The organism is Celeribacter sp. HF31, from assembly GCF_011806455.1.
In the GTDB taxonomy this organism is placed as follows: domain Bacteria; phylum Pseudomonadota; class Alphaproteobacteria; order Rhodobacterales; family Rhodobacteraceae; genus Celeribacter.
In genome coordinates, this window is record NZ_JAATOT010000003.1 from 262586 (window position 1) to 275490 (window position 12905).

The window sequence follows — 12905 nt, forward strand, 5'->3', positions numbered from 1 at the left end:
TCAGCTTGGTTTCTCGATGCGCTCGGCCAATTTGCCGAGCGCATCTTTTTTGCCAAACGCCTTGCGTGTGCGTTCAAGCTGCGCCTCGCGCCGTTCCGCGACCTTGGCGAGGTCTTGCATGATTTGCCGCTGCTGCTTTGCCGCCCATCTGTCCCAGGCGCCATCTACCCCCATCAAACTGGCGATATCGAAATCAGTCGCACCCCCGACAAATTCCGCGCGCTGCTTGCGGCTTGCTTCAAGCTCATTGAGTTTGACCCTCAAGGGCTGCTCTTCGCGTTTGATCTCAGACAGCTTCGCGAGCTCTGCGTTCAACGAAAGCTCGGCAACCTCTTTCAGGCGTCTCAGATTTTCCAATTGCTTTTTCATTGTCATTGCCCGAACTGCGTTTTCATTTTCTGACGCATTTTTTCGGCAAACCGGATAGAAGCCGCGACGGCACGGTAATGTTCAGGCAGGATTTGTTCGCCAATCTCGACCGTCGCGAAAAGTGCCCGCGCGGTCGGCGGATCGCGATGAATCGGCACGCCGTTTTCATTGGCCGCCTCGCGAATGCGCGCGGCAATCTCATCAACACCTTTGGCGACACAGATCGGCGCACCGCCTGTCATGCGATCCCATTTCAGTGCGACCGCGTAATGCGTCGGGTTCACGATGACCACATCTGCTTTTGGCACTTCGGCAAGCATCTGGTTCATCACGATCTCAACACCTTTTTGCCGGCGTTTCATTTTGAAATGCGGATCACCCTCTTGCTCTTTCGCCTCATCCGTCAATTCCTTGCGCGACATCCGGTGTTTGCGCATATGCTCGCTGTACTGAAACAGGTAATCGACGCCGCCAATCAACAGCGAAATCATCAGCACGATGACCATAAACCCGACCGTCAATTCGGCCAAAGTTGCCGCAACGATCCCGGGGCTCAGGGACATCGTGGACATGATGAGCGGGAGTTTGGTGTAGAGATAGACTCCCAAAACCACGGAATAGATCGTCAGTTTGAAAAAGCTCTTGGCAAATTCAAAAAGCCCGGATCGGCCAAATTTGTTTTTCGCATTCGAGAGCGGAGAAATTTTCGACAGTTTCGGTTCGATCTTGCTCGGGGCAAAGATCAGGGATCTCGTCGCAAAAATAACCAGAAGCGCCAAGACGGCAGGCACGGCGAACCATGGCAAAAGCCCGGCCCCAATCACCTGCATCAACCCCATGGTCCAGGGTGTTCCCGACCCGCCAAACCAGGCCTGCGCGTTCAAATCGGCATCGCCGAGCATGGACTGAAGGGCTGTTCCCATTTGCTGGAGACTTCCTGCGCCAAACGAAACGGCCGCCGCGATAAAGCCAAAATAGGCCGCCGCCGTCGTCAGATCGTTTGAGCGCGGGATTTCACCCTTTTTGCGCGCGTCATCCAGACGCTTTTGTGACGGCTCATATTGCTTGTCGTCGTCATCATCTCCCTCAGCCATCAGCGGGCCTCAAACGGATTGAGAAGCAGCTGGGCAAAACCCGCTTGCCAAATCTCGAGCAGGATCGGCGTTGTGGCAAAGAGAAGCAACAGGCCGCCCAAAGTGATCGCCGGGGCACCGACGAACGCTACCATCAGCGACGGCATCGCACGGTTAATGACACCGAGCGCCACGTTGTAGATGAGGGATGCAATGACAAAGGGTGCAGCCAAACTGAAGGACAGCGCGAAGGCCTTGGAAATGTGATCCACCCCCCACATCATGACATCTTGCGGCGGGAGGAACTGACCCGCGGGGAAATATCGATAGGACAGGATTAAAATTTCTGCGATGCGCACATGCAATCCGAGCATCACCGCAAGCGCGAGCCCAGCCACGAAGAACAGGTGGCCAATGGCGGGTTGTGCCTCGACTGCACCCCCGCCGAAAATTTGTGATAGCGATGTGGATTGCGCCACCATCGTCCCCGCGATTTGCAATACCATCACGAAGAGCCTGAGGATCAATCCCAGCAACAAACCGGAGATCACCTCCGTCGCCACGGCGCGCGCGAGACTTTGTGGCGACGCCGTGAGATGTTGTACCTCTGGAACGACGGCCGGAAAGACGATGGCCGTGAAAGCGATAGCCAGCACAAGACGCACCCGCTCCGGAATTGACTTTTCCCCGAATGCCGGCACCACGGCCATCATCGCACCCACGCGAAGAAACACAAGAAACGCAGCCAACAATCCTGCTTGGCTCAGTTCGAGGAGTTCTGCGAGGCTTTCCGTCATGCTGGCACCAATCCAACAAGAGACGGTTTTGCATCCGTGCCAATCTCTTCAAAGGAATAGACCGGATTTTGAATGCCCTGGGCAGACAGAACCGTCCGAAGGAACCGGCGTCGGCGTGTCGATGTGACGATGCCTGGGTAAATGCCGCTTTCGCCAGCTTTGGCAATTTTATCTGCCATGGTCTTGGCGAGCTTGTTGAACTGATCCGGCGGCAGAGCAATGTCCGAGTGCCCTCTCTCGCCATCGATTTGATAGGTCGTGAATCTTTCTTCCCATTCCGGCGACAATTGCAGCAAGGGAAGCGATCCATCATCGCGCTTGATTTCCGAGATGAGCTGAAAGCCCAACCGCTGACGCACATGTTCACAGATCGACTCGGCATTCGCGTGGGAGCCACGTGCTTCGGAAATGGATTCGAGGATCAGCGCCATGTTGCGAATGGAGACGCGTTCCTCCAACAGGAGACGCAACACGGACAGCAGAAGGTCCATCGGAACACGATCGGGGATTAGTTCGTTGAGGAGCTTTTGATTGGCTTCTGCCCTGGATTTGTCCGTCAGATTGGTCATTTCATCGAGCAGACGCCGCAAAGATTTCATCGTCAGCAAGCGCGGGAAATTACGTTTGATCACCTCGAGAAGATGTGTGGCGAGCACTTCGGTTGCTCCGACCACCGTGGACCCCATCAAGGCCGCATCCTCTTTTTTCGAGGGATCGATCCAGCGCGCGGGGGCGCCGTAGACGGGCTCGGAAACATCCTCCCCCAGAGGCAGCATGGAGGCGTCTCCGGAGACCAGAGCCAATACCTTATCTTTTCGCAAGCGATCCTTTGCCTGTTCGACACCTTGAATACGAACGACATATGTTCCCGGCGGCAAACTCGGATCATCGGTCAGGCGAATCTCAGGAAGTATGAGACCAAAAACCGTAGCGACATGATTGCGCATGTTGACGATACGCGCATCCAGACCTGTCTGCTGATCGAGAACCATAGCAACGAGATCTGGTGCGAATTCGACATGAATGTCATCCAAATCGAGTACATCCCCCATAGATTCACGTTCTTCTTTGGGGCTGGGCGCGGCTGCCTCTTTCTTTTCTTGTTCTTTCCTTTCTTCTTCGTTTTTGCGGGAGACGAAATAGGCGCTGGAGGCAAGGACGATTGCGCCTCCGATGAATGGGACAAACGGCAACCCAGGCACGAAAGCGAAGAGCGCCATCAGCACAGAAACCGTGTAAAGGGCAGGAGGATATTTCCCAAGTTGCCGGAACAAAGCGAGATCTGCAGACCCGCTGGTTCCACCTTTCGCCAGCAAAAGCGCCGCCGCGATCGAAATGATCACAGATGGAATCTGGCTCACCAAGCCATCACCTACTGTCAGAATAGCATATGTTTCAAATGCTTTACCTAGAGGCATACCGTGGACAGCAATCCCGATGACCAGCCCCATGACGATATTCATCAGTGTGATCAACAGGCCTGCAACAGCATCGCCTTTCACGAATTTGGACGCACCATCCAGAGAGCCGAAGAATGTGGTTTCCGCCAGTTCCTGTTCACGTCGCTGTTTCGCCTCTTCATGTGTGATCGCACCCGCAGATAGATCCGCATCAATGGCAAGTTGTCGGCCTGGCATTCCGTCGAGAGCAAACCGTGCCCCAACTTCCGCCATACGACCGGCGCCTTTGGTGATCACCATGAAGTTCACGATGAGCAGAACGGTGAAGACAACCAGCCCCAAAAGCACGGAGCCGCTCATGACAAAGCTTGCAAATCCCTCAATCACATTGCCGGCTGCGGACGTGCCTGTGTGCCCCTGACCAATGATCAGTTTGGTGGAGGACACGTTCAGCGACAGACGTAACATCAGGCTGGCCAGGAGGATTGTCGGGAATGCCGAAAAATCCAATGGGCGTTCAATAAAAAGCGTAACGGTAAAGATCAGGATCGCGAGTGCAAAACTCGTTGCCAAACCGAGATCCAGCACCCATGAGGGTACGGGCAAGACCATCATGACGATCACGACCATCAAGGCCAGTGCAAGCAAGATCGTTGGCTTGAACACATTTGAAATACTGAAGTTCATGATGCCCTCTCATGCAAGAAGAGAGGGGTCGACACGACAATTTTGAGCTGTGTCCGTCTGATTTTGTGCATTCTCTCACTCGCGGCATTTCTTGCTGCAAATTGAGAATACGTCAGACGTGGTTTACAAAGTGTTGACGCGCTCTCGCGTCATCTCATTCAATTTAGCAAGGTCTCAAGGGCGCTGCGCGAGTCACGACTGGATGAAAGCATGTCTTCGACGTCGGATAGGGTTGGTACGGCATCATCACTTCGGTCTGTCGACCCTATTTTTTCTTTCATAACATCTGCGAAAGTGGACATTTCACTCTTATCGGACTGGCCCAAACTTTCCCAATCTTCAGCCATCATTGAAAAGATATCGCGTTCAGGGGTAGAGGGATCCTCCGCCAGGATACGCGCCGCACTGTCAGGGTCATTCAAATAAAAATATGCTCTAGAGGCAATATTTCGCGCCTCCTGACCTTCAACTTGGGACGCATATCTGAGTGCTGCCTCAGCCTCGCCCAACCCAAGAAAGGCCTTAGCCAATATCAATTTCGATACATGCTCATCTTGCCCGGAATATCCGGACATATAATCCAGAGACATTTCAAAAAAGCCCATATCCAGGAGGCGTTCTGAAACCTTGAGACGTGTGCTATTCGCAATATCTGCTTTGAAGATATCATCTTGATGAGCGAGGACGATTTTCAAAAACGTTGCATCATCCGCATCGCGAGCCAATATCTCCAAGGCTTGTGACAGAAGATAATTCTTCTGGGAATCAGTTATTCTATGCGCTGATGGCGATGCCAACATTTGCCGTAACGCAATGTCGGCCCCGCCCGAATAAATGCGGGCAAGAAAAGCGGCATTTTGCAGTGTTCCTTCATAGGCGCTCCCACGAAATTCCACAGCCATAGCTTCTGCATTTTCAGCGAGTCTTTTGTCGATTTCCGCGCCCTCAGATACTTTGGTCAAAATGAGCCTAACCAACGCTTCTGGAGCCGTATCTCCATTTTCGTCGACAATATTTTCGAGCTTCTGAACGCCTTCATCAAGATTGCCGTCCACGAGTTCAAGTTCCGCGTCTAGAAGATCGAAAGCATCGCCGTGATCGCCCTCTGTTCGCAAAATTGCATTTTGAATGTATTTGGCACTGTCCAAGTCATTAATTGCGATAAACCGCTCTGACAGAGGAGGTCCCAGATAGCGCCGAAGGTGAATGGGAAGAGCGGAAAATGTCGACAACACACTATCCAGATTATAAGTTTCCCAAGTGTTTAAGTTTTCCTTTGCCATGACAGACCAAAATGCCACGGCACCATCGCACCCAAACTGCTGCGCCAGGCGACCTGGGTCATCTGTATATCCTTGGTCCATAATATCTGCCATTGCAGAAAGAATATCGTGGCCCTCCACAGTCACGCCAAAATCGGTCAGCACAGATTTAGCCTCGGCGCCGAACGTGAGATAGAGATAATATTGGGCTAGACGCTTAACACCTTCTGGATGAGGAAGATCGAATTCTCCAATCGTCGCAGCACGTCTTTCAGGGATATCTAAACCTTCTTCCAGAGGCTTACCCCAATCCGTAATTTGCACGAGGCTATTGTCCAAGCAGACTGTACCATGTCCATCCGTCATAGCTTGTTCAGCTTGGTGATTTTGTTCGCGATCAATCGAGGACTGAATACGAATGTGGGAACGCTCCTGGACCGGCTCTTCAATAGCGATCTCGACATCTTCAATAGCATGTGTCGCAGCACCTTGCTGTTCTTGATATGAACGCGTTTCCTCAACCACCTTTTCAGTTTCAGTCACATCTGGCTCCAAAAGGCCTTGAGAAACAGCACGCCCGATCTGCTCAAGCAGCTGCCGTTCCAAATCATCTACACGATCCGATTTGAGTGCGATTTGCTGATCTAAAGTATCAGTGAGTGCCGCTGCAGAGGGATTGGGCGCAACATCATCTTCTATAGATTTGGAGATAATGATCGGAAGTTCGACAGGCTCAAGTTCGACGATCCAATCATCGCTCACGGATGTGAAGCCGTCATCACCATCGCTTGAAGTCAATGTAGTGTTGGTTTGCACTGAAGGCATAAATTCCTCCACGCTCTCATCCACAATGTCAGAACCGACATTTTTATTCGCGATGACCAATTCGGCCTCAAACGACGAAGTCGGCGGCGCTGCGCCGTCTTTTATATCTATTACAATTCGACCGGCCCTTAACTCAAACACATCTGCATGCACATTGTCCGGCGTCGTAAGTCTCAGATATCCCGCGCCAACCTCAACATTCTCTATACGACTGCGCGGTATTTTTTGGAAAATCTCACCCGTATTGAAGGTAATATCATCCATATTTGCGCGAAATTCATACTGGCCGTCTAACCGGCCAAATTCCCAGTCCACGTCAGTTGGAAACTGCATCACAAGACGCGAAAATCCAGCGTGTTCACCCGAGCGCACGTCGATAGTCTCTGCCAATAAACCATATGGCAAGAGCGCTAAACCACAAATAAATCCAAGAATCCGGATCATGCGGCCTCCGATTTCACCTCTTTGAGCGCTTCCTCCAAATCGGAAAAGCTCGGCCTGCAATGACCTGGCGTATTTTGACGCCCGACTTCGATGCAAATGTTCGTCGCATGATTGTGCAAATTGGCGACAAGAACTTCTCGGATCAGTTGATAGAAGTGCCCGTCTTCCTCGATGACGTCCTTCATCTTGCCAGCAAATGGGCCCACGATACCATAAGCGAGAAACACACCCAGAAAGGTCCCAACGAGCGCACCACCGATCATTTTACCCAGAATTTCCGGAGGCTGGTCAATCGAGGCCATCGTTTTGATCACCCCCAAGACGGCTGCCACAATGCCAAGCGCGGGCAAACCGTCACCAACAGCTGCCATAGCGTGCGATGAATGCAGCGCATGATGCATATTGGCTTCCAACCGCTTTTCAAGAACCTCTTCGACCTGATGCGGATCGTCATAATTCATCGAAGCAGAGCGCAGCGTGTCGCAGGTCAGAGCAATCGCTTCCTTATCGGCCAAGATCTTTGGATATTTCGTGAAAATCGACGAGTTTTCAGGTGCTTCAATATGCTCTTCAAGTCCAACAGGATTCTGACGGGCCAAACGGATCAATTCGAAAAGCAAGCACAGCAAATCCTTGTAATCTTCGGGCTTCCATTTTGGACCTTTGAAGACTTTCCCGATATCTTTGAGCGTGTGCTTAATCCCCGACATATCGTTCGAGATCACGAAGGCACCAGCCGCCGCCCCGCCAATCATCATGAACTCAAAAGGCAGAGACTTCAAAATGATACCGAGCTTACCACCAGCGGCAATATAGCCGCCGAACACCATAATGAAGATCAGCAAAATCCCGACGATACCGATCATGTTCTCATGTCCTTATGTCTTAGGTTCAAACAGGCTCAACCTGTCACAAACCTCTTAAGAAAGTTTGCCTAACGGCCTATTCACTCGGCGCTTTTGCATTTCGACCAGCCAAAATAACCGAGATCGTATAGGCTGTTTCAGGCGTCAAGCCTGCCATGATCGCCCCTGCTGCATCAGAACGCATTCTTCCAAGAAAACCTGCGGCAAAATCTGGCGACATCGCCTCAAAGAGAGCTGCGGCTTCTTTTGGCTTCATCGATTCGTAGACCGCCGTAAGCTTTGCCAAGTCGTCTTCAGCTGCAGTTTGTGAGCGCGTCATCGTAGCCTGCAGGCGTGCTTCCGCATCTTCCAGGGCGGCAATGTTTTCCAACACTTCTGCACGCGCCAACTCGATCGACTTCATTTTTTGCGCAACCATAAGCTCTTTTTCTTCGACGTCTCTTTCGCGTTTCAAAAGGGCTGCGATCAGCGCTGCGGATTCTTCATCAGTTTGACAGAGTTCCGATGACTGTCCCTGGTTTTCAGCGGTTTCTGTATGCGAGAGTTCGGACATTTCGCGCGCGATGGCTGCACCTGTTCCAGATGCCAAGCGGATGGCTGCGGATGCCACAAATATCATTGCAATGACCCAAAGCGCACCGCGACCCGAACGAAGCCGACGTTTCACTTTGGTTTTTGGCTTAACCTTTGGAGAATTTTTTGCCTTTGTCATTGTGCAGCCTCCACGCGACGTCTCTGGCTCAGAAACAAGGTTTCGCCTTCAGGTCCCTCTTGAGGCTCCCGCCATTCCGCTTCTGCTTTCGGATTGGGTTTGACCGGCTCCGGTGCTGCAGGCAGGTCATGCATGGATGCGATCAGGAGCTCCATGCGACGCGAGACATCTTCGGCACGCTGAGTCAAATCTTCCAATTTCGCAGCGGACATGCCCGCCGTTTTCTGCGCCTTCGTCAGTGTTTTTGTCATGTCATCCACCTGAGCAGACAGCACGGCAATGGCCCCACCAACACCTTTTTCCAGATCCGTAAACCGGCTCAATCGACGTGCCAAAACCACGCAATAGACGGCGACAGCCAAGGTTCCGGCGATCATGAGGATATCTGCGATCAGTTCCATGTGAGGGTCCTCAATTGATGACAAATTCCATGATGAGCACGTCCTTGACGCGACCCTCGCCGGCCACGATCTGAAGACGTCTCAAAATCTGCGCGCGCAAACGCACAAGAGCCGAAGGATTTTCCAACTCCGTGACATCGACGGCCCGAAGATACCCGTTCAACACATCCATGACGCGCGGAAGCAAGGTGATCACCTCCTGCTCATATTGCATCGGCACTTCGAGCTGCGCCTGAAACCGCAAATGTCGCCCATGTCCTGTGGTGTCGATCAGGTTGACGATCAGCGGCTCAACAGACACGAAAGCAACACTGGGCAAAGGCGCCATTGGCTCTTCCTCAAGAGCAGCGAGCTCTTCATCGACATGCTCACTTTCGGGTGCAAAGAGCATGCCCGAGTAGACGGCGAAAAAACCGCCGCCACCCAGAACCAACATCAAGACCACTCCCAGGATCAGGGGCAGTTTTGATTTTTTCTTCGGTTCTTCTTCAAGCTGTTCTTCTTCAGCCATGGGTCCATCCAGAATTTTTGTTCCGAATCTGTTTTATCCCGAAGGTAGCTAACCGATTGTTAAGGCTGATCGGACATTTCTAAGAACAGGCGGGGGCAGAAGCCCGCACATTCAAGGAGTGTCGTCTTGCAACAGATTCTTTCTGTGTGGTCCAATTTAGATCCCAAACGTCGCATCATCGTCGTCGGCGCAACCGTCGTCATGTTTGCTGCGATCATTGGTTTGTCCCGCATGGCGACGAAACCCTCTATGTCGCTTTTGTATTCCGGACTGGAAACCAGTGCCGCTGGTGAAGTTGTTCAGTCGCTTGAGGCTCAAGGCGTGGCCTATGAGATTCGCGGGGGAGCGATTTTCGTACCTGCCGATGCGCGCGATGAATTGCGCATGACATTGGCCTCCGAAGGCTTGCCTGCGAATTCCACGGGCGGCTATGAGTTGCTCGATTCTCTTTCCGGATTCGGTACGACATCGCAAATGTTCGACGCCGCCTACTGGCGTGCCAAAGAAGGTGAGATCGCCAGAACAATCGTGTCTTCTCAACAGATTAGAGCCGCACGCGTCCATATCGCCAATCCGTCATCGCAACCTTTCAAACGCGAAATCGCCGCCTCCGCTTCGGTGACGGTCACTGCCACAAGTGGCGCCATCTCGGCCGAACAGGCCAAAGCATTTCGGTATCTTGTGTCCTCGGCGGTCGCCGGTCTGTCGCCCGAAAACGTCTCCGTCATCGATGGTCGTACCGGCGTTGTCGTAAGCGGAGATGATCCAACGACGGGCGCGCGCGGCAGCACTGATCGCGCCGATGAAATGCGTCAGAATGTGCAACGCTTGCTCGAGGCCCGTGTCGGTGTTGGAAAGGCTGTTGTCGAGGTTTCCGTCGAAACCGAAACGGATCAGGAATCCATCGTCGAGCGTCATTTCGATCCGGAAAGCCGAGTTGCGATCAGTTCTGAAACGGAAGAACGCAGCACTTCGTCACAAGATAGTGGAGGCGGCTCCGTCACTGTGGCTTCGAATCTGCCCGATGGCGAGGGCGCAACGGGGCGTGATTCAAGTTCGAACAACAGCGAAACGCGTGAACGCGTGAATTACGAGGTGTCCGAAACCCGTCGCGAAATTCAACGCGGCCCTGGCGCGATCAAACGGCTGACTGTTGCCGTTTTGGTCGATGGCCTCAGAACCATTGATCCGGAGACCGATGAGGTAAGCTGGACACCAAGAAGTGCCGAAGAGCTTGAAGCCCTGCGGGATCTCGTAGCCTCTGCCATTGGGTTTAATGAAGCGCGAGGCGATCAGATCACCCTCAAAACCATGGAATTCGAACCTGTTCTCGTGGAAGGCACTGAGGCGCAAAGCTCTCTGATGTCCACGATGAGCATTGATCTGATGTCTATTATTCAACTGGCTGTTCTGGCCGTCGTCTCCCTTATTCTCGGCCTCTTTGTGTTGCGTCCAATCCTATCCAAGCCTTCAATCGCTCTCCCGGCACCCGCTGATCCGTCGCTGGATAACATGTCTGACGCGGTGCCCGCGACAATACCTGTACCGGATCTTCCGAGGCCGACACCCCCTGCTTTGAGTGGCGAAATTTCTGATGGCGGATTTGAATTGCCGACAATGGGTGTCGTCTCCGATTTCGATTTCGGTGACGATGAGATCGGTATTCCCTCAGATCCTGTGAAGCGCCTCAAGAAACTTATCGAAGACCGTCAAGATGAAACTGTCGAAATTCTGCGCGGCTGGATGGAAGATACTGAGGAGAATGCGTGATGACCTCTCTGTTTCCTCTCGAGGACTTCGGCGCGGCCCCCAGACCAAAGCCAAAAGCACAAAAAGTGCAGGATATTCCGCAACAGCAAGCTGCACCGGTTGGCCCTACAGAAGAAGAAATTGAAGCCAAACGTATGGCCGCCTATGAGCAAGGATATAAGGCGGGTTGGGACGATGCGACGCGCGCCGAAGGGGAAGACCAGTCCAGAATCGGCGCTGAATTTGCGCGCAATCTTCAGGACTTGGGCTTCACCTTTCATGAGGCCCGTTCGCATGTCATGAAAGCGCTTGAGCCGCTTTTGACCGAAATGGTGAGCAAGGTCCTGCCCAACCTTGTGAATGAAACACTCGGCCAGACCATTCTCGAGGAACTTTTGCCCATGGCCGAGGATGCCTCGGATGCGCCGATACAAATTGTTGTTTCTCCGGCATCACGCCCGGCAATTCAGCGTCTCATTGACGACTCGTTAACCATTCCATTGGACATCATTGAAGAACCAAGTCTCGCCGAAGGTCAGGTGTATCTGCGCATGGGCGAGCTTGAGAAAAAGATCGATATGGATGCTGCCGTGGAAAAGATCGGTAAGGCCATCAATGCGGTCTATGCCCTGAATGAGGAGGCCATGAAACATGGTTGAACATACTGAAGACACTGCCACGAACCCGTTTTCTCAGGTTCCCATCGAGATCACGATTTCCGTCGGCAAAGCCAGGCCGCTCGTGAAGGATTTGTTGAAACTGCAAAGCGACAGCATCCTCCCCCTGGATCGGAATATCGAGGATCCCGTTGAGCTTTACGTCGGAGACAAACTGATTGCGCGTGGCGAATTGCAGGAGCTGGAAGGCGGGCAAGCCGGTCAATTGGCCGTGCGCCTCATCGAGGTTGCCGACCTGAAAAACGGATTGTGAGCTCTCATGCGGCTTTCTGCACCTCTGCTTTTGCTGGCGATCGGTTTTCTATTGATCGGGGAAACCGCAAGCGCACAGGCTATCACGCTTGATCTCGGTGACGACGGTTCACTGGCCACCCGATCCATTCAGCTTTTGCTGCTCATTACGGTCCTGAGCATCGTTCCAGGGATCGCCGTCACACTGACCTGTTTTCCTTTTATCGTTACCGTTCTCTCTATCCTGCGTCAGGCCATCGGTCTGCAACAATCGCCACCGAACATGTTGATGATCAGTCTGGCGATGTTTCTGACCTATTTCGTGATGGAACCGGTTTTTACGGAAAGTTGGACCATCGGAATTCAGCCGTACGTGAACGGCGACATCCCTCTCGAACAGGCATTCCAGCTATCAATTGATCCCTTTCGCGGTTTTATGTCCAACCGCATTGATCCCGACACTTTCCAACAGCTTCAAGAACTTCGCACGGATATCAACGACGTGAACGGCGTCACTCGCGATGCGCCGCTTTCCCTTTTGGTTCCGTCTTTTCTGCTTTCCGAAGTCGAACGCGCATTTCAGATCGGATTTCTGATCTTCCTGCCGTTTCTCATCATCGACCTTGTTGTCTCAGCCATTCTAATGTCCATGGGGATGATGATGGTGCCACCGGCCATCGTATCCCTGCCCTTCAAATTGGCTTTTTTCGTGGTCTCCGATGGCTGGGCTTTGATCTCAAGCGCCCTCGTCCGCAGCTATTTCTGACCGGCAGTCTCACGAAAAGCTCACAAATAAAACGCGCTCCATTACGGGGCGCGTTTTATTATTTTCTGACCTTGGCTGAGCGACTCCTTGGGACCTCCTCGACTGCAGCACAGCTTTTCCGCTTCTGCCCCAGTG

General features: G+C 52.7%; 13 protein-coding genes. 4 read left to right on the forward strand and 9 right to left on the reverse strand.

Going from position 1 to position 12905, the window contains the following annotated elements; translation table 11 throughout:
* From HCZ23_RS07530 to fliL, 9 genes are all read right to left on the reverse strand, one after another.
* Nucleotides 1-375 carry a hypothetical protein gene (locus HCZ23_RS07530; protein ID WP_217703141.1) on the reverse strand — a complete coding sequence of 125 codons (375 nt, stop codon included), beginning with the start codon at nucleotides 373-375 and terminating at the stop codon, nucleotides 1-3.
* Complete coding sequence (locus tag HCZ23_RS07535; protein ID WP_167601107.1) at nucleotides 372-1463, reverse strand: flagellar biosynthesis protein FlhB; 1092 nt, start codon at nucleotides 1461-1463, stop codon at nucleotides 372-374. The genes HCZ23_RS07530 and HCZ23_RS07535 overlap by 4 nt, the downstream gene beginning before the upstream one ends.
* Entirely contained in the window at nucleotides 1463-2239 is a 777-nt protein-coding gene (locus HCZ23_RS07540) for a flagellar biosynthetic protein FliR (RefSeq protein WP_167601108.1), read from the reverse strand. The genes HCZ23_RS07535 and HCZ23_RS07540 overlap by 1 nt, the downstream gene beginning before the upstream one ends.
* On the reverse strand, nucleotides 2236-4326 hold the full coding sequence (flhA, locus tag HCZ23_RS07545) for a flagellar biosynthesis protein FlhA (RefSeq protein WP_167601109.1): 2091 nt from the start codon (nucleotides 4324-4326) through the stop codon (nucleotides 2236-2238). The genes HCZ23_RS07540 and flhA overlap by 4 nt, the downstream gene beginning before the upstream one ends.
* Nucleotides 4327-4484: 158 nt before the next feature.
* A complete protein-coding gene (locus tag HCZ23_RS07550; RefSeq protein WP_167601110.1) occupies nucleotides 4485-6857 on the reverse strand; it encodes a hypothetical protein in 2373 nt (790 codons plus the stop codon).
* Nucleotides 6854-7723, reverse strand: coding sequence for a flagellar motor stator protein MotA (motA, locus tag HCZ23_RS07555; protein WP_167601111.1), 870 nt, complete (start codon nucleotides 7721-7723; stop codon nucleotides 6854-6856). Before motA ends, HCZ23_RS07550 begins: the two co-directional genes overlap by 4 nt.
* A 76-nt stretch (nucleotides 7724-7799) precedes the next feature.
* The gene (locus HCZ23_RS07560) at nucleotides 7800-8435 is read right to left on the reverse strand and encodes a MotE family protein (protein ID WP_167601112.1); all 636 of its coding nucleotides are present in this window, start codon (nucleotides 8433-8435) and stop codon (nucleotides 7800-7802) included.
* The gene (locus tag HCZ23_RS07565; protein ID WP_167601113.1) at nucleotides 8432-8836 is read right to left on the reverse strand and encodes a hypothetical protein; all 405 of its coding nucleotides are present in this window, start codon (nucleotides 8834-8836) and stop codon (nucleotides 8432-8434) included. Before HCZ23_RS07565 ends, HCZ23_RS07560 begins: the two co-directional genes overlap by 4 nt.
* A 10-nt stretch (nucleotides 8837-8846) precedes the next feature.
* Nucleotides 8847-9347 carry a flagellar basal body-associated protein FliL gene (fliL, locus tag HCZ23_RS07570; protein ID WP_167601114.1) on the reverse strand — a complete coding sequence of 167 codons (501 nt, stop codon included), beginning with the start codon at nucleotides 9345-9347 and terminating at the stop codon, nucleotides 8847-8849.
* A 126-nt stretch (nucleotides 9348-9473) separates the two neighbouring features.
* Between fliL and fliF the strand changes: the two genes are divergently transcribed.
* From fliF to fliP, 4 genes are read left to right on the forward strand one after another with little or no spacing between them, the layout of a single operon-like run.
* A complete protein-coding gene (gene fliF / locus HCZ23_RS07575) occupies nucleotides 9474-11117 on the forward strand; it encodes a flagellar basal-body MS-ring/collar protein FliF (RefSeq protein ID WP_167601115.1) in 1644 nt (547 codons plus the stop codon).
* Nucleotides 11117-11755: a flagellar biosynthesis protein gene (locus HCZ23_RS07580; protein ID WP_167601116.1), complete on the forward strand. Its 639-nt coding sequence runs from the start codon at nucleotides 11117-11119 to the stop codon at nucleotides 11753-11755. Before fliF ends, HCZ23_RS07580 begins: the two co-directional genes overlap by 1 nt.
* Complete coding sequence (locus HCZ23_RS07585; RefSeq protein WP_167601117.1) at nucleotides 11748-12026, forward strand: FliM/FliN family flagellar motor switch protein; 279 nt, start codon at nucleotides 11748-11750, stop codon at nucleotides 12024-12026. The genes HCZ23_RS07580 and HCZ23_RS07585 overlap by 8 nt, the downstream gene beginning before the upstream one ends.
* 6 nt (nucleotides 12027-12032) lie before the next feature.
* Complete coding sequence (fliP, locus tag HCZ23_RS07590) at nucleotides 12033-12770, forward strand: flagellar type III secretion system pore protein FliP (RefSeq protein ID WP_167601118.1); 738 nt, start codon at nucleotides 12033-12035, stop codon at nucleotides 12768-12770.
* Nucleotides 12771-12905 lie beyond the last annotated feature (135 nt).

What these genes read in the sequence shown, in the direction of transcription:
- HCZ23_RS07530 (WP_217703141.1), bottom strand. Translation starts at nt 375, where the DNA reads ATGACAATGAAAAAGCAATTGGAAAATCTGAGACGCCTGAAAGAGGTT.
- HCZ23_RS07535 (WP_167601107.1), bottom strand. Translation starts at nt 1,463, where the DNA reads ATGGCTGAGGGAGATGATGACGACGACAAGCAATATGAGCCGTCACAA.
- HCZ23_RS07540 (WP_167601108.1), bottom strand. Translation starts at nt 2,239, where the DNA reads ATGACGGAAAGCCTCGCAGAACTCCTCGAACTGAGCCAAGCAGGATTG.
- flhA (WP_167601109.1), bottom strand. Translation starts at nt 4,326, where the DNA reads ATGAACTTCAGTATTTCAAATGTGTTCAAGCCAACGATCTTGCTTGCA.
- HCZ23_RS07550 (WP_167601110.1), bottom strand. Translation starts at nt 6,857, where the DNA reads ATGATCCGGATTCTTGGATTTATTTGTGGTTTAGCGCTCTTGCCATAT.
- motA (WP_167601111.1), bottom strand. Translation starts at nt 7,723, where the DNA reads ATGATCGGTATCGTCGGGATTTTGCTGATCTTCATTATGGTGTTCGGC.
- HCZ23_RS07560 (WP_167601112.1), bottom strand. Translation starts at nt 8,435, where the DNA reads ATGACAAAGGCAAAAAATTCTCCAAAGGTTAAGCCAAAAACCAAAGTG.
- HCZ23_RS07565 (WP_167601113.1), bottom strand. Translation starts at nt 8,836, where the DNA reads ATGGAACTGATCGCAGATATCCTCATGATCGCCGGAACCTTGGCTGTC.
- fliL (WP_167601114.1), bottom strand. Translation starts at nt 9,347, where the DNA reads ATGGCTGAAGAAGAACAGCTTGAAGAAGAACCGAAGAAAAAATCAAAA.
- HCZ23_RS07580 (WP_167601116.1), top strand. Translation starts at nt 11,117, where the DNA reads ATGACCTCTCTGTTTCCTCTCGAGGACTTCGGCGCGGCCCCCAGACCA.
- HCZ23_RS07585 (WP_167601117.1), top strand. Translation starts at nt 11,748, where the DNA reads ATGGTTGAACATACTGAAGACACTGCCACGAACCCGTTTTCTCAGGTT.
- fliP (WP_167601118.1), top strand. Translation starts at nt 12,033, where the DNA reads ATGCGGCTTTCTGCACCTCTGCTTTTGCTGGCGATCGGTTTTCTATTG.